Origin of the sequence: Lactococcus hircilactis, from assembly GCF_009601015.1 — a bacterium.
In the GTDB taxonomy this organism is placed as follows: domain Bacteria; phylum Bacillota; class Bacilli; order Lactobacillales; family Streptococcaceae; genus Lactococcus; species Lactococcus hircilactis.
The window spans coordinates 1-19,480 of the sequence record NZ_WITJ01000023.1; the positions used below are offsets into that span (position 1 = coordinate 1).

Genomic DNA, 19,480 nt, shown 5'->3' on the forward strand with positions numbered 1-19,480 from the left:
TGATTTCTCCTGCCATTACTTCAAGTTCTCCGTCGTTGTTGCGAGCTTTGAAAGCGACCTTTTGGCCTTTTTTGAAATCTGTAATTTCAAAGCCTTTGTAAGTTAAGTAAGCGTCTGCTGTAATTTGTGCGAATTCTTTTGCTGTTGTCATTTTGATTTCCTCGTTCCTTTACTTTATATATACATTATAACATAGACGTACAACTATGTCAACAGTTTAAATATTAAAATTGTGTTACAAAATAAACTGGTAAGGATTTCTTAACGGTTAAGGCAAACAAAAAAACGCCCCTTTCGGAGCGCTATTTTTTTAAATCCAGACTTGACCTGAATTAATTTTTTCTTGCAATGCGATAACCATTTGAGAACTTGGGGAACTGATAACGCCATCTTGTGGTGTTCCCATCAATTTTTGAAGTGCTTTGACTGTTTGCGCACCCATGATTCCATCAACGTCTAAATTGAGAATTAATTTAGCGTTTAAGGCACGTTGTAAAGCTTTGATTGTAATTGGTCCACCGATTCCATCAGCGCCATCAGGGTCTAAATTGTGACCGATACGAATAAGCATTTCTTGAACACCTTTCCATGTATCGTGACCCCAAATTCCATCAACTGCAATTCCACCGCTTGGGCGTTGTTCCGACTGACCATTTCGCCATACTTCACTGTGAGCTTTCAAGCGTGTTACATTCTTGTATTGATTCCATGGTGCGGACTGAATCGCTTGTCCGTCAACAAATAACGCTCCATCCGTCCATCTCGTGGCCGTACAGCTAATGAAGTTCCCCCTTTGATGAATTACTCCAACGTGTCCACCGGCACCGCCAGAGCCTGCCATATCGTCTGTAATCGACATCAAGATAATATCGCCATCTTTGATTCCATTAGCTCCTGCAGTAGGTCCTGAATAAACTTTCTGATAACCTAATTTTGCAAGATAACCACCTAATGAAATCGTTGAAAGTAATCCCTCATTCACTCCACTCGCTTCAATTAGGGCTTGTGAGATTGAGCCAGAACAGTCAGCTGTTCCATCCGATCCGTTGCGTGAGCCATCCATTGAATATGTTAGATCGCCAATTCTGTTAGTGAACCAATTAATCACTTGGTTATTATTTACTGTCATTGTTATTCTCCTCTGCTTTATTTACTAGGCTTGCAGAATCGTCTCCTACCCCAAGGCTTGCGATGGATGTGAGAATTGAAACTAAAGTAGCAAATCCCGCAATTGATAGAATATTGATCCAGTCAATTCCAATTAATCCAGTAGCTCCAGCTCCAAGCGCTGCAATTGCAGCTTGCGCAAATGTTTTGATGGCACGTTCTGCCATGTCTTTTAAAAATTTATTCATATTATTCTCCTCTTTAAAATTTAACTTTGAAATACGCAAGAATGAATCCTCCTAAAAATCCACCGACTGCAAAAATTGCTTGCCACAAATTTTTTCGTGTCATCATCTTGGATTCGTATTCCTTATTTTCTTTGTTTTCATTGATTCCAACAACGATTTGAAAAATTTCGTTGTTTTGTTTGAGTTGTTCCCTATTCTGCTCTCGTAAGAATTTATTTGATTCATCAACTCTGGCAAGACCTGCATTAATTGAATTTTGCATGACAACGGACATATCATTTAAGCGCGCCAACTCCTTATCGTGCTGCTTTAGCTTTGTCTCGTGCTCTGCTACTAAGTTTTCTATCTCCATATTTACCCCCCAATTATTAAGCGGTAGTATTGGCGTCTTCCACTGCATAAACTGCAGCGTCAAAGTCAGCCTTATCTTTCCGAACTTGCACCTTATTTGCTTCATATAGTTCTGGACTAGTGATATTGAAGTTGTTGGTAGTTCCAGTTGTTCCAATACTTGCATTGAAGTAAGCGATAGGTTTTCCGTCTTCAGTTACAGATGATGCGCTAAGTGCGGTTGATTTTTCGATTTTCATATTATTTTTCCTCCGTTTTTTCTTGCTGTTTGTTTAACAACACTTTTAATTTTGCATTTTCAAGTTCTAACTCAGCAATTTTATTTGTTAAAACTGTTACGAGTTGATTTGCGTCAATTTCTATTTGTTCGTTCATTATTTACCTTTCCTAAAAAGCACCTTCTTCGTGGGCTTTTAATAAAAAATCATTATCTGCATCTTCTTGAAGTACAAGACGGTCATCTTCGTAACCCCTGCGTTTTGCTTTAATTTCCCAAGCAAATCGAGACATTGCTTTATCTGACTTAATCAAGAACTTATCAGCTCTAAATTCAGCCACCCAAAACCTTGCGTCATCATAAGCTTGTAAGAATACTTGATAAGAAATATTAGTGTTTACTGTATCGCTGAATAGCGTCTCTATATCTACCCAAACTTCACAGTTTTCTCTTGTATAATCCTGTCCAATATCTCCAAGATAAGATTCTGCTGTTTCATAAGCAGGCGTTGCTCTTACGCCGTCTCTAGTTACATGTACAGCATTTTTAGATCCGTAAACATTAAAGTCTCCTGAAATAGTCGTTTTTCCAACAATATCTGTTTTCCCATTAATACTTAACCCCAAGTGTGCACTTAGCAAAATAAAGTTAGCACCAAGATAAATATCTGCACCAACATTTCCTAAATTTTGGTAATTACATCCAACTATTATTTGGGGTGGTTGGGGTACATATCCGCCTTTGTTTGAACCTGCTTGTAACGTTAAGGTATCCTCAGCGAATATATTAACGTCTGTAGAACCAAAAATACCTGAACCCGTCGACCTCGCAAGATAACCGAGTGATGAACCTATTTTGCTCAAAGACCATCCAACTTTGCCTTGGATTCCAATCCCTTGACCAGGAGAGCTCATTGAAAATCCAACTATATAGCTTATCTTTCCATACAAACCACTATTTTGATTAAAGAAAGATGAATCCCTTAGTTCAATTGACCCATTAGATAATGTGAATCCTCCGCCTGATTGGTAACTCTCAATAACACCGTTAGTCACGTCAACCAAAAAACTTCTATCATATTTTTGTATCGTCCCTTTTTGAAAATTAACTGTACCTGTACTCAAATTTATGGATAAGTTACTACCCGAAAGCGTACCAGCAGTTATGTTACTTGCGTTCAAATTTATAACGTTAACATTTGCTCCGTTAATTGTTCCACCATTGATATAGTTCGCTGATAGTGTACCAGTGTTGATATTTGAAGCATTTATATTTTTAACTGTAATAATATTTGCGTCAATCGTTCCAGCGGTTAACTTGCTAGCAGATAGACTAGATATTTTAGCGTTAGTCACTGCAGCGTCTGCGATTGCAGCGGTACTAATTACAGCATTAGCAATGTAAGTCTGTCCTGTTATCTGGACTTTATTACCTGCAATTAAGATGCTTTCTGTTGAGACATTTATTTGATTAACAACGTCATTTTTCATTACCCGAAGGTTGATATTATCCGATAGTTGCGTGATTTGCGACTGAGTATCTGACAGTTTCATGGCGTTTAATCCGCTGTAAGGTTGCCAAGAATAATCGTATGGATTCGTTGAATAATTTATGGCATATCCGATAAAACTTGGATAATCTGCAGTTGTCGCTTCTTGTTGTGATGGCATCCATGGGGTTGCGGTTGAGCCAAATTCCATTTTAAGTCCAGAGTAAGGAATAGTAGTAGATGTGCTTACACTTTCTGTTCTTATGCCGATGTTTGAAGCAGTGAAAGAACTTGGAAATGTACCATATCCAATACTATATCCTTTTTGTCCAGCTTTGACTATACTTCCAGCTATTGTTCCGCTATTTGTCCACGCTTGTATTTTTGCGTCATAAGATGAATTTGTTAAGTCAAGAAAAGCCGAAATAGTAACAGTGTTGCTTTTGAATTTGCCTAAATCTCCATATAGAACAATTGAGTTTTGTCCAGATGGAATGGTTGCATTCTTAGAAACACTCGATGTTCCATCCAATAAATTCAGATTCGGATAAACAGTCGTGAATTTGTAAGTACCGTTGGCGTTGTAAGCATAAGCTGAATAACTGCCTATTTTAGAAACCGTGCTACTAAGACCATCATAACTTGTTTGTAACTTACCAATTTGCGTGCTATTGCCATCAGTTCTACTTGTTAGAGCTGTTATTTTCCCGTCTTGCAAGCTTAAACTTGATTCTGTTGCTGTCACTCGCTTAGTAACTGTATCGACATCGGATTGATTAGCTTTGAGACTAATCTGCCCTGCCATAGTTGTGATATTGCCTTCAGCAGTTGTTACTCGTCCAGTTAGTGTATTTACGGTTGTAGTGTCAGCTTTAAGTGCAATTTGCTTGGCGTTTTGGTCAATAGATGTCTGTTGATTTGTAAACTGATTTTTAATATCTTCTGGAGCTGGCGCCCAGTCAGTCGTTTTGTTTCCTTCTACTAACATAGGTAAAGTGTAGTAAGTTGAACCATTGTTTCCACTCGCAAAGTGTCTACCTATTATTAGACTTTTGCTAGATGTTGTTTTTGATTGTCGCCAAGTCACCCAATACTTTGTCCATTCTGTAGATAGTATAAAAGTGATATTTCCATCTGATCCAGTATAGGTATTTCCTTGAGAAGTGATTGCAGAAATAGTAGTATTTGGATTATAAAAAAAGCATCTAATAGCGTCCTTGTCATTGTCCGCTCTTGCATAAAAAGATAAAGTATAATACTCTCCATCAAGAATAACTGATGTTTTTGTAGTAAATCCATCACTATTTAATGTGCCAACATAGCTATTTATCAACACTGGATTACCATTGTATTTAAGCGTACTAGATGCATTTCCTTGCCAATCTATCGAGTTTAAAATTAAGTTTCTTCCACCAACTTGCAATCCATCAAGGGAATCTTTAGTCGCATAAGTATTAGAAACAGTTATTTTGTACTGGTCAACTGACTGTTGAACTGTAGATACTTTTGTATCTGTTTCAGTCTTAGTATATACAGTTTGTTTAAATCCTGCATAATCTTGATTGAGTTTGGATAAATTAGCATTAGTTCCGTCTGTTTTAGTAACGAGACTACTAACCCCATTTGCATTAATGGAGATATTTGATTCATTTGTTTTTACACGCCCAGTTAAAGTGTCAACGCTAGATTGATTCGCTTTAACTTGAATATCTTTGGAATTTTGCGTTATCTGAGTACCTTGTGTGTCTACCGTTCCTTTTAAGGTATCAACGTATGTTTTATCAGCCTTGGTTGAAATATCAGATTTATTCTGTGTTATCTGCGTTCCTTGGCTTGTTACTGTACCGTTTAAAGTATCAAAGCTAGTCTGACTTACTTTTGTTGATAACTGATTATTTACATTATCAATTTGAATCTGGACATCATCAGGGGATGGACTCCAATCCGTTGCCTTATTTCCTATTTCTAGCTTCAATTTTCTAATGTAATTGAAAGAACTGTTTTTGTTCCAAAAATACAATGTATTTCTTACCGAAACAGTGAAAGTGGTGGAATATCTCACGAAGTCCTTTGTCAGTGGAATATCAACGGCATGCGCTTTATCCCCCCACATCTCCGTATGTAATATGCCACTATCATCAGTTTTAGCATCAAATGATAGTGTAACGACATCTCCACTTGATAATTGAGGAATGTTTTCTTGCATGAATGCATTGCTTGTTGTTGTGATAATCTTGACAACACCATTTTTTAACACTGCATTAGATGGATTGTTTGACCAATAATTTAATCCGTCCGTGAAATTACTATTTCTTAAATAGTTTCTCCCACCAATTTTTAAATTATTGAAATTATCAAGAGCTGTCTTAGCATCAGACATCCCTTTGTTAGCATTCGTTAGCGCTGTATTAGCATTAGCGTTTGCGGTATTAGCAAGCGTATTTAAAGCCTTAACATCATCAGATACTTTATTCACATTACTAATTGCTGTATTGGCATTAGTTAGCGCTGTATTAGCATTAGCGTTTGCAGTAGATGCTTGTGTTTTAGCATCATTTGCCATTGTTAAGCTATTATTAGCCTTGGTTACTGCATCATTAGCATTTTTGGTGGCTGTTGCTGCGTCTGATGAAGCTTGTGCAGCCACTACTGTTGCTTTATCTCCTGCAGTTTTGGCATCGTTTGCCGTTTGTTGTGCTTGCTGTCCAACGGATGCAGCATTAGCTGCCGATTCTTTTGCCTCACGAATTCCAGCTGTCGAGGTCTTGAATACCCATGCACCATTTTCATAAATCCATGTTTCAGTATCTGAACCGTTTGGCTTAAACCAAACATCTCCTTCTTGTGGATTTACTGGTTCTGTAACACTATTGTAAGTCCATCCACCAGATGCATTTTTCCACCCTTGTAGTTCATCAACTTGTTGAGAAAGTACACCTCGATATGGTGTCGTGCTTTGTGCAACGCTTGAAGTATCAGCACTACTTGTTGCCTTTAATCCTCCAGAAAACGTAAGCTTATAGCTTAGATTAGGCATTTTGAAAGAATTGGCTTTAACATCAGATAATCCAATCCAGTCGCCTGCTTCAAGTGCTGGATTTCCTCGCCATGTTAACGTGAATGGATAGTAATTAATAGTTTTCAGTTGGCTATAAATTCCATCAAGCAAGGTCTGCGTCATTACACTATTTTCTAGTACAATTTGATTCCCTGTCGTTGAACCGCTTTGAAGCGTTGAATCCGTAGAAGTATCCCCACTTTTCGAACTAACTTTACAGCTAATTCCTCCAAGTTGGTACATTGTTTCGTTTTTAGTCAACCCTTTTGAGAAGTAATCAGCAGTTGAGATAGAAAAATTAGGGTCACTCAGCATTCTAATATCTAAGTTACCGTTTCTATCAAAAATAGCATAACCACAAGCGAATTGGGCAATCATCCCTAATGCTTGTCGGTATGTTTTACCTTCTATTTTGTTGATTGGTAACGTGCTTAATCTGTCAAATCCTGCTTGATTAATTGGAGTGCCTGATAAATTAGCTATTTCTAAAGCCACATCTTTGATTCTAGCTGGATAATTAAGCTTAGAAACATAATTACCGCCAAGTTGTGGCATTTCGTCAAAGGCTTCAATTATCGTCCTATTAGCATTCCTATCTGGATTGTATTTATCAACGAAAAAATAGCCCATGCTGACGAACTCTGTTGAGCCATCAGCTAAGACTATTCCAAATTCTAACTTGATTTTATCGAGCTGTTTTACCGCTTCAATCACTTTTGCAAACGTGATTTTAATACTATTGCTGAAAGTTGAACCAATAGAAAAGCTTTCTCCAGTAATACTACCGCCCGTGTACTCTACGTTAAATAAATCATTGTTAGTATAAACGATATTCCCCATAGAAACTCTAGCAAGTACTTGCCGTGTAGGGCTCTTAAATGCTTGATTAAAAGCATCGCTTGTTTTTAACATTTAATCCTCCTACTTTTCTATAAAGTTTGTGGAAAAGCTTCCCCACTTGATTTGATTGAACTTATCGTTCCAAGAATATGAAGGCAAGCTCCTATCCCCAGAATAAAAAGTTTTAGTTTGTTGAGTCCCCGTTTCTGCATCAGGATAATTTACAGTAAAAAAGACAGCTTTAATCGCCTTAAGCAAAGCTGATGCAGTAGAATCATCTAATGCACCCCACTCAATTTCTAGCTTTACTTTTTGCGTTATGATGTCTCTTACCATTTCTCCATTTGCATTACGCCCAGAACTATCAGCGTCTATTGTCTGATAGCCAACTTTGAAAGTCTTGGGGTTTTTCACAATAACTCCGTTAATTGATAAGCTCCCAGACATTTATTTCTCCTTTCTTAAATGTTCAATTCAGTATATCCAAGTTGTTGATGATACTTGTTTATTTCTGAAACTGCAATACGTCCAAATTCACGACCTCCAATGTTAATAATAATATCTCCATTGGCTGCTTGATTTGCTTGCGCTCCCAGTGATTGAACGAGTAACATAATAGCGCTTGTTAACGAGTTGCTCATATTTGCCATTCCGTAACTTGAAACGTCATTAGAACTACCGAATGATGCAGATTGATTATAATCAATTGACTTACTATTGAACAAGTCAGGAAGTTTCAAAGTTTCAAAGCCACTCATTGAGTTATGAGGGTTGAATTTAGCAGGCACTACCATTTCGCCTTGATGTATCATAGCAAGCTGGTCTTCTGGTACGTAAGGAGTACCTTTAGCGTAACCATGGCCATGTCCAATGACTTGAAGCATACCAGATGAACCGTAACGACTCTTCGCATAGCTGATACCAGCAAGCAAGTTATCAAGACCATTGAAAATGTTATTGTGCCCAGGGAATTTATAAGCGTTGAATGTAGCAGAGATAGTCTGCACTAATCCTTTAGCCAAGTCCCCTGTGATATTGTTAATATCTCCGATGTCGCCTTGTACTGCTTTTTCATCGCCACTTGATTCGGTTGATATTTGCTTCAGCCAAGCATTAACATAGTCTCCAGAAGTTGGTAATCCGTTCATTCCTAAAGCACGAACGACAACGGGACGCCAACGTTCTACTCCTGTACCGCTTGGTGCTGCAGAGCCTTCTTGCCCTTTTTTGAAAATTAGCTCTTTCGCTGCGTCAATCCCTTTATCTTTGATTCCGTTAACGACAGCAGCAACATTTCCTAAATAACCGCCAGCTCCTCGACCAATATTACTCCACAAATGAGAAACAATGGAAGCTTTGTCAGTGACCCAGTTCCAGACATCAGAAGCAACTCCTGAAACACTATCGAACACATCGCTTGCGGTGCTAGATACACCACTGAAGAAGCTACCAAAATCAAAGTTCATGCTTGGCATTTTGAATCCACTCATGAAGTTAGATAAATCATCAAATATACCGCCAGCATAAGCTGGAGCGCCCATTAACTTAGCTGTGTTCTTGCCATCAAGTACTTGCGTGCCTTTTGGCAAATTAACAAGCATATTCCGCTTTTTAGGGAATAATCCTGTTTTACCGTTAGGAAGCTTATACATTTCTTGATAAGCTCCAGAGCCATCATTTACGAGTGCAACTCCTCCGGGGTGGTTTTTTGTGCCTTTGGCATATTTTGGAGCCCAAACTCCGATTGAATCAGCTGTTCCTTTTGCACCGACAGCTTTAAGAACCCATCTTACACCATCAAGTACTTTATTCACTCCCCAAACAGCGCCTTCAATCATACCGTGGAACATGCCTTTTATTCCTTCTTTGACATCTGACCAGCCTCCTTTGAGACCGTCTCCGATAGACTTACCAAATCCCTTTGCTTTTTTGACAATGTCATCAAACGTTTTTCCACTGTCTTTGGTTAAATTACCCCACCATTCACCAGCTTTAGACCAAGCACTTTTTGCTCCATTACCAACTTTATCAGATATATCTTTCCATTTATCGGAAGACCATTTTTTGATAGTATCCCAAGTATCACCAGTTCCTTTTTTTACCTCATCCCATTTTGTTGAAACACTTGTTCCAATAGACGATGCGGTATCTGAAATTGTTTTTTTAGCGTCTCCCCATTTTTCGGAAGTCCATTTAGTTACATTTCCCCAAGCTTCGCTGGTAGCTTTTTTAATACCATCCCATTTTTCTCCAAGCCAAGAGCCAAGTTTACCAGCCGCATCTTTGATTGTATCCCAATTTTTCCACAATAGAACACCTATTGCGATAATAGCTGTTATAGCTAATATAACTAAACCTATTGGACTTGTTAAAAATGCTACAGCTCCAGCTAATACTCCGGTGACTACTGCTGCTATTCCAGCGACCACATTCCAAGTTCCAACAGCAAGAGTTACAATTCCCCAAGCTCCCGCAAAAGCCCCTAGTATAGTCGCGAATACTTGGACAGTAGTTTGATGCTTGTCAATCCAATCGCTCACTTCTTTTAAGGCATCTGCCAAGTCCTTCATAACATCAATAATCACTCCACCAGTCCATTTAGCCAATGGTTGTAAGAAGTTATCCCATAGCCATTGTCCAAGCGGTTTAAGCGCATCAATCACTGAATTAATAACATCAATTGCACCAGATAGAAGTTTTAAAAATGCTGGAATTGCATCTTGAATAGTAAAGCCAGCAAGTGGCAACAGAACATTCTTATAGAACCATTCCAATCCTGCACCGATATTGTCAGACAATGGTTGAATACTAGAGAGTAAATTTTTAATGCTGTTAAGTAATGGTGTAAAGTCTAATGTTTTTGCCCAATCAGCTGTAGCCTTTGTCATGTTATTGATGTGGCTTAAAATATCATTGATTATTCCTAAGATGATAGAGAAAATTTCTTTACCAGTTCCTCCAGCATCCCATGCCTTTTTAAACTGTTCTGCAAGATTACCAACTGTATTATTAATATTAGTAAAAATCTCAAGGAGGTTTGCTGCTATTTCTTTCCCTGTTCCATCATTCCATGCTTCTCTAAATGATTTAGCGATTGAGTGTAATAGCTCTAGTATCTTATTCAATCCATCAAATAGCGATTGAATTAAGGCAGTTCCTCTACCATCTTCATTCCAGGCGTCTTTAAATGCTTTAGCAATATCTCCGATAATATTAAGAACATCAGAGAGCAGTATCAGCAAATTTTCAATGAATTTTTGACCTGTTCCGTTTGTCCATACTTGCATAAAGGATTTTCCGATGGAAGAAGCTAGTCCAATAACTTCGTTAAGTGCATATTTCCACGCATCAATAACCTTTTGTCCTTGGTTCTTCCAAGCATCTTGAAATGGTTTGAAGAAATCTTTAAGCAGTGCTTGCATGTCCTTCATCCATTTAGGCGTTGTATAGTTTCCTGTTGCTTTACCAAAATCCATCCCTGGAGCTTTAGCACCACCACCTCCAGCACCACCATTATCAGGCTCTGGAGTTTTATCTTGAAGACCGATGCGGTTAATTTCATCAAATCCCATCAACGAACGCTGGAGTTTATCAACGTGAACTTTTGCCTGCTTCGCTGATTTGCCTGTGTCGTCCATCGCTTGAACGTTTTGATAAAGACCTGATGCACCTTGTTTGGCTGCTTGATAAGTCGTTCCAAATAATCCAGCAATGAATGAAGCAAGTTGACCCGTGAGCATTGCAATAGCGCTCATCATAGCATTAATGGCTGGTAATATAGCCGTATAAATTGGATAGAATGCCGTCATTAAATTGACTTTGATTTGATTCAATGAGTTAGCGAACTGTTCATTAGTGTTAAGTGTAGCAAACAACCCCTTAGCTAAACCGCTAATTGCTCTACCCATTAATTGGTAAACAATCAAGGAAGGCAACAAGTACCTCATTGACTGCAAGAATGCATTATTCCCCATTGCCATTCTGCGGCTTCCATCTGATACCCTGCGTGATGTGTTAGAAAAACGGTTTCCAAAATTGCTTAAAAATCCTAGAGAATTCTTTAATCCGTTTCCTATTCCTCCTGCACCATGAGCGATAGCATTAGACATTCGGTTAAATACTCCGCCATATTTAGAAACAGCACGCTCAGATTGTTTCAATCCTGAACCTGTCATGCTAGCTCCAGCTGCAGCTGTTCCAGTTGCCATTGACGATTGGCTAAGAACTGAATTAATTCGTCCTATTGCCTTTCTTAATGATTCTGCACGCTCTTCTGTTCTTTGATATTCTTTTTGAAGAACATCGTTACTACTTGCTAACTTCTGCATTTTATCAGACTGTGCTTGCATTTTTTGAGCAGTTTTCAATGAATCAGGAGTATCAACATTTTTAAAACCTTTGTCAAAACTTCCGACTGGTTTTAGTTGATATTGATATTCCTTTTGTAAAGCTCGAACACTTTCACGCATTGTATAATACTTAGCTTCATTGGCATCCATTACTTTTGCAATTCGCTCTAAAGACGAAGGCACTGCATCAAACTCAGTCTTCATTGATCGAGCAAGACTTTTTGCTTGGTCTTGATATTTAACCATTGATGCCTGGGCCCGTGCAATCTGGTCATCATACTTAACCGTTTGCCCACTGTCTCCTTTTGCTGAAGAACTTTGACGCTGTGATTTTAGATAAGCTACTTTTTCTTGAGCAGCTTTAGCTTGACCCATTTTTGCATTAATTTCATTCAGCATAGCATCAATTTCTTTTGATACTTTAGGACGTGCTTTCTTAAATCCAGTAGATAAATTATCTCCAATGCTTTCGGATGATTTCTTAGAAGAACTTTCAAGATGACCCATCATCTTTTCAAAAGTCTGATTCATTTTCTCTAGCTGTTTGCCGAATTGCGTTGCGCCTTTATCAATATTCAGATTATCTTCAGTCTTTTTCATAGACTTCCCAGTAATATTCTCAAACTTTGACATAATTGCTTCTACACGAGGTAAAACTTTACTAAGCGCTTCATCCATTTTTGCAGTATTTGCATCAAACAGTATCTCTAGCGTTTCTAATTCCATATTTCTCACCTCCTTTTCTATTCAATATTTTTTAATTTGTCTTTTGACTTTTTCTTTTACGAGTTTCCTGAATTAACATTGCATTTTGTCGCATGATTTCTTGGTCAGTAAGCATCGCTTGTTTCTTTTCTTCTTCCTCAGATACAGCTTGCACTACTTCTTCCTTGAGTTGATTCAAGAAAGGGTAGGCATCTTCATATTTAGGGAAATTCTTTGGATCATTGAAAGCATAGATACCAAGCCTTTGTTGAGTATAATCAAACATCGCTTTTTCTTTTAGCTCGTTCTCATGCCTTTTTTTATTTGCTTCTACTTGGACCATAATTTCATCAAAAGTCATCGCCCAAAAATCTGTAGAAGAAATACCAGCTTCAACTGCCTGAGGGTATAAATCATCAAGCATGCTGGATAAATTGTTGTAGGTTTTTAAAGGAGTTCGCTCGGTGCTTCTGGTTCGTTGTCCAGAGATTCCCCATTTGTCGCTTCGTTCTCCTTCTTGTCCTTGCCGAAAAAACCCGCTTCATCAAGCAATTCTTGAATGGCATTGAACAAATCAAAAGTAGTGTTTCCTGCTTCAACAAAACGTTCAAAAGCGTTAACTAAATCTGAATCAGAAACTCGGCTTGTTTGGTTTGCACCTTGAAGCACTACCAATAATTTGTTTGTTGCTGGTAGTTTAAAACCACCTTGACCATTTACGAAAAGTCCCATGAGTGATTCATCCAAGCGTTTTTCAATCGCAATAATAGATTTACCATCCAAGCGCAATTGAAGCTTTAAGCCACCAAATTCAAATTGTTTAGTTCCAGGAAGTTTTACGATATTTTCTTTTGTCATTTTTGTTTCTCCGATTTCTATATTTATAAAAAATAAAAAGGCTAGCCACTCTGACTAACCTTTAATTGCTAAATTAAACACCAAGGCCAGCTGGTGCTGGTGTAAAGTTAGGGCCTGCTGATACAACCACTACTAAGTTAAATCCAAGTGCTTGGTTGACTTCAACACCATCAAATTTATAAGATGGTTGACCAGTAAAGTCAACTTTCATACCATCAGGATAAGTCACTGTCCACTCAACTGCTTTACCAGCTTTGACCAAAGTATCAACATCTTTGAAGTTGTCTCCTTGATAAATGATTGCGAATTCCAAATTATCTGAATCCTGAATCCCTGCAATATATGCTTTCTTAGCTGAACCTAAGTGAGTAACATCTACTTTTTCAGGATCAGATCCCATTGCTGGGATAGATTTTACTGCTGCGACAGGTTTTGAACCTGAGCTATCTTTATAAGAAAGGACTGTATCTTTTGAAAGTAATCCTGCTACTGTTGCCATGTTTATTTCCTCCTATTTCGAATAAACGTATTTTGTTTTGTTATCCACGATTGCGGATAGTTCAATAATGACACGCTTTAAATCTGCTGTATTAGCATCTCTTTGCGTGCCTGTAAAACCAATATCACCAAATTGTTCGATGACATTATTAACGATAGTGGTCAAACTACTTTTAGAATATAATTCAATTGTGATTGACCATTTTGTTTGAAGTTCCTCTCCACTTCCATCTACAAAATGTGGGTTGTTAACCGTTCTGTAAATAGCTGTAGGAAAGTCATTCCATGTTGACGGATAATCAGTCACTACTTTTTTAATCTCAGATATACCACTTAAAATGGAAAAAGTAGCAACTTTAATATTTACTCTTTCCATTATTTAAGCTCCCTCAATTTCTTTTGGACATGCTCTTTGTATATCTCAGGCATTTGTGGAAGTATCTCTTCCAATGATGGATATAAGAAAGGTCTTGCTGGTTGACCACTTGTGATGTAAAATTCTTTGCCTTGAATAGTAATCTTAGGCATACCATAGATTTCATTCAAATCAATTCCAACTTCCTCAGCTGGAATAAACCAACGAGTTTGAGTATAAACCGGGTTAACCCCTTCTGGTAAATCTTTAGAACTTGCTTGTCCATTCGGACCAGTACCAAACTCACGATAAATGGCTTGAGCTTTATCAGACCAGACACGCCCAACTATTTTACCTTCCGCATTTTCTACAACCTCAGTCTTTAGACTCCCAAGCAATTCTCCAGAACTGAATTTCATACTAGAAGCTAGTCTTAATTCTGCTGCAGAACGAACCAACTCTGTGATTTCGTAAGTCGCATCATTCACGGCGTCATTTAAGATTTTAGGCATCGCATTAATTTTTCTTTTAAGCCTGTCCAAACCTTTAATTTCAACTCCCAATGTCATCGTTCCTTTCTAGCATCACATTGATGTGTGTAGAATAAGGTTGAATCGAATTGATTTTATAATCAGGGTTACCGTCCTTATCAACATACACGCAAACGCCACTGTTTTCATCTTTACCTTCTTTTAGTTCATCACCTTGATACTTACATGATTTCATGCTTGAAAGCTTTGAACCATATATTGTGGCATTGACAGCACCACTTGCAGACTGAACATTCATTTCAAGAGCAATTGGAGCAAGATAATTAACTTGATCGTTTCCCTCTTCATCTTGCGTGTTATTTGGGTTTATCCTTTTCAAATAAACCGTTCTTAAGTCACGTTTCATCAGGCGCATAAAAACTTACCACCTTTCCGAGTCGATAACGATTCAAGCCACGCTGGATATTTAAAGGAATATCTTCAATAAAGGATTGAGAAACGCCACCTTCTGAACGACTAGATTCTCCCTCTGTGCTTTCACGATTAAAATTAATTGTGGCTAACTGTCGAGCATACAGCCACATTGAATCTAACATCTTATCCTGATTCGTATAATCAAGGATGAGAATAACCGCATCCTCAATTAAACCAGTAGCATCATCGACGCCCAAATCAGTTTTTAAACGTTCAATTGCTTTAGTTTTTGGTTCATTCTCTTCCATGATTGCCTCATTCCATTATTCTATGCTGTAACAGTTACTGCACATACATCAGTTTTTGAGCCGTCAGTGGTAGTTACAATAATGTTTGCTGTACCTGTTGCAATGGCTGTGACTTTACCATCAGAATTTACTGTTGCAATATTTTCAGCGCTAGAAGAATAAGTAACAGCTTTATTAGTTGCATTATCTGGGGCAACTTTTGCTGATAATTCTTTAGTAGCTCCAACTTTTATAGAAGCTGTTTTTTGTGAAATGGTAACTCCTGTTACAGAAATTGGTGCAGCTTGAACACGAACGATTTTTGTTTCATCAACGATTGCAACAACATAATGTTCATCACCAGTGAATTGTGTTACTTTTTTAGTAATTTCACGATCAAATTCAACAAGAACGTCACGTTTTAAGAATGTTTTCATTGCACCTGGTTTAACAGCAATTGGTGCTCCGTCATTGATTTTTTTAGAACGAACAATTGTCCAGCCAAGAACTTCACCAAATGCACCAGAAACAAGAATATTATCTCCAAGTTCAGAAGCACGAGTCCAGTTTACGCCAGCTGCTTGTCGCAAAGTTGCAGCATCTTTGTATGAAACAAAAAGCACTCCTTGAGTAAACCCTTGTTCTTCAAGCGCATCAGGAGCTTCAACAAATGTATTTTCTAATTTGTCAATCAAATTAAGGTTAACATCGGCTACTACAGTAAGGGCTGCAGTACCAGCAACTGCTACAATTTCATTGTCTACAGCCGATGCAATGGCCATACGGATTTGACGTTGAATTTCCCCAACTGGATCACCATAACCTGAAAGCACCGCTTCATCAGTAATAGCCATCCCTTTAGCAACTTTTTTGATTGTGGCAGTTTGAGTTGCGGTTTGTAATTCGTCCATTTGAATCGCATCACCTTCGGCAACGACTTTAGCATCACCAGAGTATTTAAATTTAGGCAATGTAATTGTTGAACCTGGTTGACCAGCAAGAGTTGTGTCGATTGGAGCAATTCCTGAGAACTTAATAGCTTTAGGCAATTGAGCAGCTACCATTTGTCCCATGACTTCGGGATCAACTTGTGAGTTCAAGAACGTTACTACATCGCCAGCAAAACGTTGCAAGTTGAATTTTAGTTTTTTGTTTTTCATGTTTTTTTCTCCTTATTTTGTAGCCTGTTCATAGGCTTTTGGATTTGTTTTTTTCAATTTGAGTACTTCCTCGTAACTCATTGTTGAAATATCTGCTTTTTTAGTTGACGTTGTTCTACCGCCTAAAGGATTGTCAATAGATGCTTTAAGCTTTGCATTTACCGCATCTTCTAACGCTTTATCCCATTCAGCTTTGAAAGATTTGACATCTCGAATTGCTTCCTCGGCTGTATTACCTTGAATTCTAGAAGCAAAAGCGCTTGGAATACCGATTTCTTGAAGCTGTTTTCCTTTTTCTGCAAGCAACTGTTCTTGACGAAAGACAGCTTTTTCTTTTTCAAAGTCATCTTTTTCTTTTTGAATCAGCGCTTGTTGCCGTTCTTCTTCCGAAAGTTTGGCAAGTCGAGCAGCTTCGTTTTTTTCTTCTTCAAGTTCCTTCTGCCAACGACTTCGTTTAGACTTAACAATTGAATCAACATCAGTATCATCTTTAAGACCAAACTTTTCTTTGATTGCTGCAACTTGTTCATCAGTCAAACTGTCAGCGTTGAATTCAGGAGGAGTTTCAGGTTCTGCAGGGTCCTGTGGGTCTCCATTTTCTGCAAAGCGTTGTAAGTTGAACTTAAGTAATTTTTCAATCATGTTATTAATCCTTTCCAATTGCTTTTTAAGTGGTTCAATGCTTGCACTTCCGAAGCTTTTAAAGTCATCACGCTTGGACATAAGAAAAGCCCATGGAATACCAAGGGCTTAAAATTTATTTATCAATGTTTTTTACATCAACATACATTGTTAGTTTTAATTGGGATATTTCATTAGCCCCTGAAACCAATTCAAAACCTGTCACGCCTTTTAATGGTTCGCCATTGAGGCATAATCCTTTACCCTGTTCAAAACTTAAAACATCAAACTTCATTTTTACCTCCTTTGAGCATAAGAAAAGCGCCTGTCAGTGACAAACGCTTTATATTTGATTAGCTGTTTCTATTTTTTTGTATAACATCGTGCCTTGCCCGAAATTTTTTAACTCAAAACCATATCTAGGTAAGTACCGTTTGTATAATCTCGCCCTTCTGTTATCTGCCCAATAAACTTGAATATAACAAGGCAAAGGATTATATAATTCAGTCTTTGCATATTCTTCAAATTCCTTGACCTTATTCATTGCCCAAAACAGAGGTTTAAATCCATCTTTACCACTTTGGCACAGAGTATTCCGTTCAATTTGCTTTCTTTTTTTATAAACGTTTAAGCTTACATTAGCGACAGCAACATTGTTAAGCTCGTATAATTCGAATTCAATTTGCACTGTCATACCACTTGGGAGCACTTCTTTATCTATAATGACTAAGTCTCCATCTTGATCGTTATAATAATTGAATGTCATGTAAATCTCCTGTTATTTAACGCATAACTGCGAGATGTTAGATCACCTCATTTTCTGTAATAAGAAATTATTGAGCGACACCACGGATGAAACGGTGGCATATTTACGCCAACATCCGCATCTTTAATCAAATAAACTTTGTGATTTTGACTTCTGCAAATGCTAGAGGTTCGCTCATCTATAATAGCTATGATTTGGTACTTCTCTACGCCTCTATCTTTCCATGATTTAAGCTTTGCTTGGTTAGCCATATAATTAGCCTCAGTACGAATTAAACGCCTAGCAACGTTAATAGAGCGGTCAAATTCGCTTGCTATCGTCTGCGCCATCTTGAATTCACTCATGCCAGTTAATGCTTCAACCGTGAATAGTTCTTCTAATCGTTTGGCTAACGCTTCAGTATCTCCCCACAAGCGTTTGGAATAGTTGCTTCCTTGCCAGTGACTATCAAGAATGTTTTTCACAGATTTTGTAGAAAGTTGTTTAAAATCATGCTCTTTTTTATTCCAAATTTCTTTGGCTGTCTTTCCTTTTGCGTTTGCTTTGACTTCTCGAATGACATCCTCTGATGTAGCTTCCTTGTAAGCGTCTTGGATAGTATCGATATAAAAAGCTGTTTGCTTTTCAATCTGGACATCCGCAAGTTGTTTTGTTACTAGATAAGACTTTGCTTTCATGTCGTCCGCAACTGTTATTCTATGCTTAAGAGCTAATCCAGTTAGGCACCTTTTAGCGTCTTGTTGTAACTCAGGCTCGTTTATATCACTAGCAAGTTTTCTAAGCTCTACCAGTTCAGAAATTGGCACTGTCTGATTAAGAAATTTCTTTGCATCGTCTTCTGACATATCTGTTTGCTGTTTAAGGCGTGTAAATAATTTTGCTGTCTGTTTTACAAGATAGTCTTGCGCTTGCTTGTACGCCTGCGCTACGACTTCCTCAAGCTGTTTAGCACCGTCATTTACTTTCTTTTCAGCATCAAGCGCTCGTTTTTGCCAGTAGTCGGACATGATTATCCTCCTAAGTCAATTTGCTTGAACTTATATTTGAAACTGTAATGCTATCAATTATTCCAGCCATCAGCGCAGCGTCGATAATTTGTTCATTGTTTGGCAAATTATCCTCAAAATCTTTTTCTGTAAGATCCATCTTTTTATTCCTCTACTTTCACATTTTCTGGATACTGTTCAGCTATTGCCTTAATTCCGTCATATAGCACTTTTAAGCAAGCCATATCATAATCATTGGCATCAAGTACAAAATAGCCCTCATCACGTTCAAACGTTCTTCCCGCGGCTAACAGTGTGTTTGTAACTGTGATATATAAGACAGATACACCAGCACATACAATATCATTACCGATATTTGCAAAGCCTGCATGGCCAGTCACTTGATACCAATAGATTTGATTATTTTGCTTTTTAAACTTTGCTGTAATCATTTCGAAAGACCAACAAGAAATCCAACTGAAAATTTAATAGCTTCATCTTTATCGAATCCTTGTTTTAAGCATTCATCATAAAGAGATTTTCCATTTATAGCAGTGGCTCTAAAAGCTTCTGCTAATTCGTTTTGCTCTTTAGCTGCCCGTTCGGTTAGGAGTTTAGCGAAATCTTCGCCGATTATGTTAAGTTTTTCAATAGTTTTATCACTAAGTTCAAATCCCATT

Annotated in this window: 23 protein-coding genes; all 23 read right to left on the reverse strand. The window is 37.9% G+C overall.

What is annotated here, in order from left to right; translation table 11 throughout:
- Nucleotides 1–310: 310 nt before the first annotated feature.
- Complete coding sequence (locus GHI93_RS11575; protein ID WP_153497186.1) at nt 311–1,129, reverse strand: C40 family peptidase; 819 nt, start codon at nt 1,127–1,129, stop codon at nt 311–313.
- A complete protein-coding gene (locus tag GHI93_RS11580; protein WP_153497187.1) occupies nt 1,116–1,355 on the reverse strand; it encodes a holin in 240 nt (79 codons plus the stop codon). The genes GHI93_RS11575 and GHI93_RS11580 overlap by 14 nt, the downstream gene beginning before the upstream one ends.
- A 13-nt stretch (nt 1,356–1,368) precedes the next feature.
- Entirely contained in the window at nt 1,369–1,707 is a 339-nt protein-coding gene (locus GHI93_RS11585; RefSeq protein ID WP_153497188.1) for a hypothetical protein, read from the reverse strand.
- 16 nt (nt 1,708–1,723) lie between these two features.
- Entirely contained in the window at nt 1,724–1,945 is a 222-nt protein-coding gene (locus GHI93_RS11590; RefSeq protein ID WP_153497189.1) for a hypothetical protein, read from the reverse strand.
- Between the two features lies 1 nt (nt 1,946).
- A complete protein-coding gene (locus GHI93_RS13205; protein WP_281347498.1) occupies nt 1,947–2,081 on the reverse strand; it encodes a hypothetical protein in 135 nt (44 codons plus the stop codon).
- 12 nt (nt 2,082–2,093) lie between these two features.
- Complete coding sequence (locus GHI93_RS11595) at nt 2,094–7,382, reverse strand: beta strand repeat-containing protein (protein WP_153497190.1); 5,289 nt, start codon at nt 7,380–7,382, stop codon at nt 2,094–2,096.
- A 9-nt stretch (nt 7,383–7,391) separates the two neighbouring features.
- On the reverse strand, nt 7,392–7,757 hold the full coding sequence (locus tag GHI93_RS11600; RefSeq protein WP_153497191.1) for a DUF6711 family protein: 366 nt from the start codon (nt 7,755–7,757) through the stop codon (nt 7,392–7,394).
- A 14-nt stretch (nt 7,758–7,771) separates the two neighbouring features.
- Nucleotides 7,772–12,385, reverse strand: coding sequence for a phage tail protein (locus tag GHI93_RS11605; protein WP_153497192.1), 4,614 nt, complete (start codon nt 12,383–12,385; stop codon nt 7,772–7,774).
- Nucleotides 12,386–12,416: 31 nt separating this feature from the next.
- Nucleotides 12,417–12,788, reverse strand: a complete 372-nt coding sequence (locus GHI93_RS11610) for a hypothetical protein (protein ID WP_153497193.1) — start codon at nt 12,786–12,788, stop codon at nt 12,417–12,419.
- A 23-nt stretch (nt 12,789–12,811) separates the two neighbouring features.
- A complete protein-coding gene (locus GHI93_RS11615; RefSeq protein ID WP_153497194.1) occupies nt 12,812–13,222 on the reverse strand; it encodes a DUF6096 family protein in 411 nt (136 codons plus the stop codon).
- Between the two features lie 73 nt (nt 13,223–13,295).
- A complete protein-coding gene (locus GHI93_RS11620; RefSeq protein WP_153497195.1) occupies nt 13,296–13,721 on the reverse strand; it encodes a phage tail tube protein in 426 nt (141 codons plus the stop codon).
- Between the two features lie 12 nt (nt 13,722–13,733).
- Entirely contained in the window at nt 13,734–14,096 is a 363-nt protein-coding gene (locus tag GHI93_RS11625) for a hypothetical protein (RefSeq protein WP_153497196.1), read from the reverse strand.
- Nucleotides 14,096–14,644, reverse strand: coding sequence for a hypothetical protein (locus tag GHI93_RS11630; RefSeq protein WP_017370050.1), 549 nt, complete (start codon nt 14,642–14,644; stop codon nt 14,096–14,098). The genes GHI93_RS11625 and GHI93_RS11630 overlap by 1 nt, the downstream gene beginning before the upstream one ends.
- Nucleotides 14,628–14,981, reverse strand: a complete 354-nt coding sequence (locus tag GHI93_RS11635) for a hypothetical protein (RefSeq protein ID WP_017370051.1) — start codon at nt 14,979–14,981, stop codon at nt 14,628–14,630. The genes GHI93_RS11630 and GHI93_RS11635 overlap by 17 nt, the downstream gene beginning before the upstream one ends.
- Nucleotides 14,962–15,288 carry a phage head-tail connector protein gene (locus GHI93_RS11640; protein WP_017370052.1) on the reverse strand — a complete coding sequence of 109 codons (327 nt, stop codon included), beginning with the start codon at nt 15,286–15,288 and terminating at the stop codon, nt 14,962–14,964. The genes GHI93_RS11635 and GHI93_RS11640 overlap by 20 nt, the downstream gene beginning before the upstream one ends.
- Before the next feature lie 20 nt (nt 15,289–15,308).
- Nucleotides 15,309–16,427, reverse strand: a complete 1,119-nt coding sequence (locus GHI93_RS11645) for an Ig-like domain-containing protein (RefSeq protein WP_153497197.1) — start codon at nt 16,425–16,427, stop codon at nt 15,309–15,311.
- Nucleotides 16,428–16,439: 12 nt separating this feature from the next.
- The gene (locus GHI93_RS11650) at nt 16,440–17,069 is read right to left on the reverse strand and encodes a DUF4355 domain-containing protein (protein WP_153497198.1); all 630 of its coding nucleotides are present in this window, start codon (nt 17,067–17,069) and stop codon (nt 16,440–16,442) included.
- Between the two features lie 115 nt (nt 17,070–17,184).
- Nucleotides 17,185–17,343, reverse strand: a complete 159-nt coding sequence (locus tag GHI93_RS11655) for a hypothetical protein (RefSeq protein WP_153497199.1) — start codon at nt 17,341–17,343, stop codon at nt 17,185–17,187.
- 48 nt (nt 17,344–17,391) lie between these two features.
- Complete coding sequence (locus GHI93_RS11660; RefSeq protein ID WP_153497200.1) at nt 17,392–17,814, reverse strand: hypothetical protein; 423 nt, start codon at nt 17,812–17,814, stop codon at nt 17,392–17,394.
- 47 nt (nt 17,815–17,861) lie between these two features.
- Complete coding sequence (locus GHI93_RS11665; RefSeq protein ID WP_153497201.1) at nt 17,862–18,821, reverse strand: minor capsid protein; 960 nt, start codon at nt 18,819–18,821, stop codon at nt 17,862–17,864.
- A gap of 10 nt (nt 18,822–18,831) precedes the next feature.
- Nucleotides 18,832–18,960, reverse strand: a complete 129-nt coding sequence (locus GHI93_RS13210) for a hypothetical protein (protein WP_281347499.1) — start codon at nt 18,958–18,960, stop codon at nt 18,832–18,834.
- Nucleotides 18,961–18,964: 4 nt separating this feature from the next.
- Nucleotides 18,965–19,252, reverse strand: coding sequence for a ribosomal-processing cysteine protease Prp (locus tag GHI93_RS11670; protein WP_153497202.1), 288 nt, complete (start codon nt 19,250–19,252; stop codon nt 18,965–18,967).
- Nucleotides 19,249–19,479: a hypothetical protein gene (locus GHI93_RS11675; RefSeq protein WP_060416457.1), complete on the reverse strand. Its 231-nt coding sequence runs from the start codon at nt 19,477–19,479 to the stop codon at nt 19,249–19,251. The genes GHI93_RS11670 and GHI93_RS11675 overlap by 4 nt, the downstream gene beginning before the upstream one ends.
- Nucleotide 19,480 lies beyond the last annotated feature (1 nt).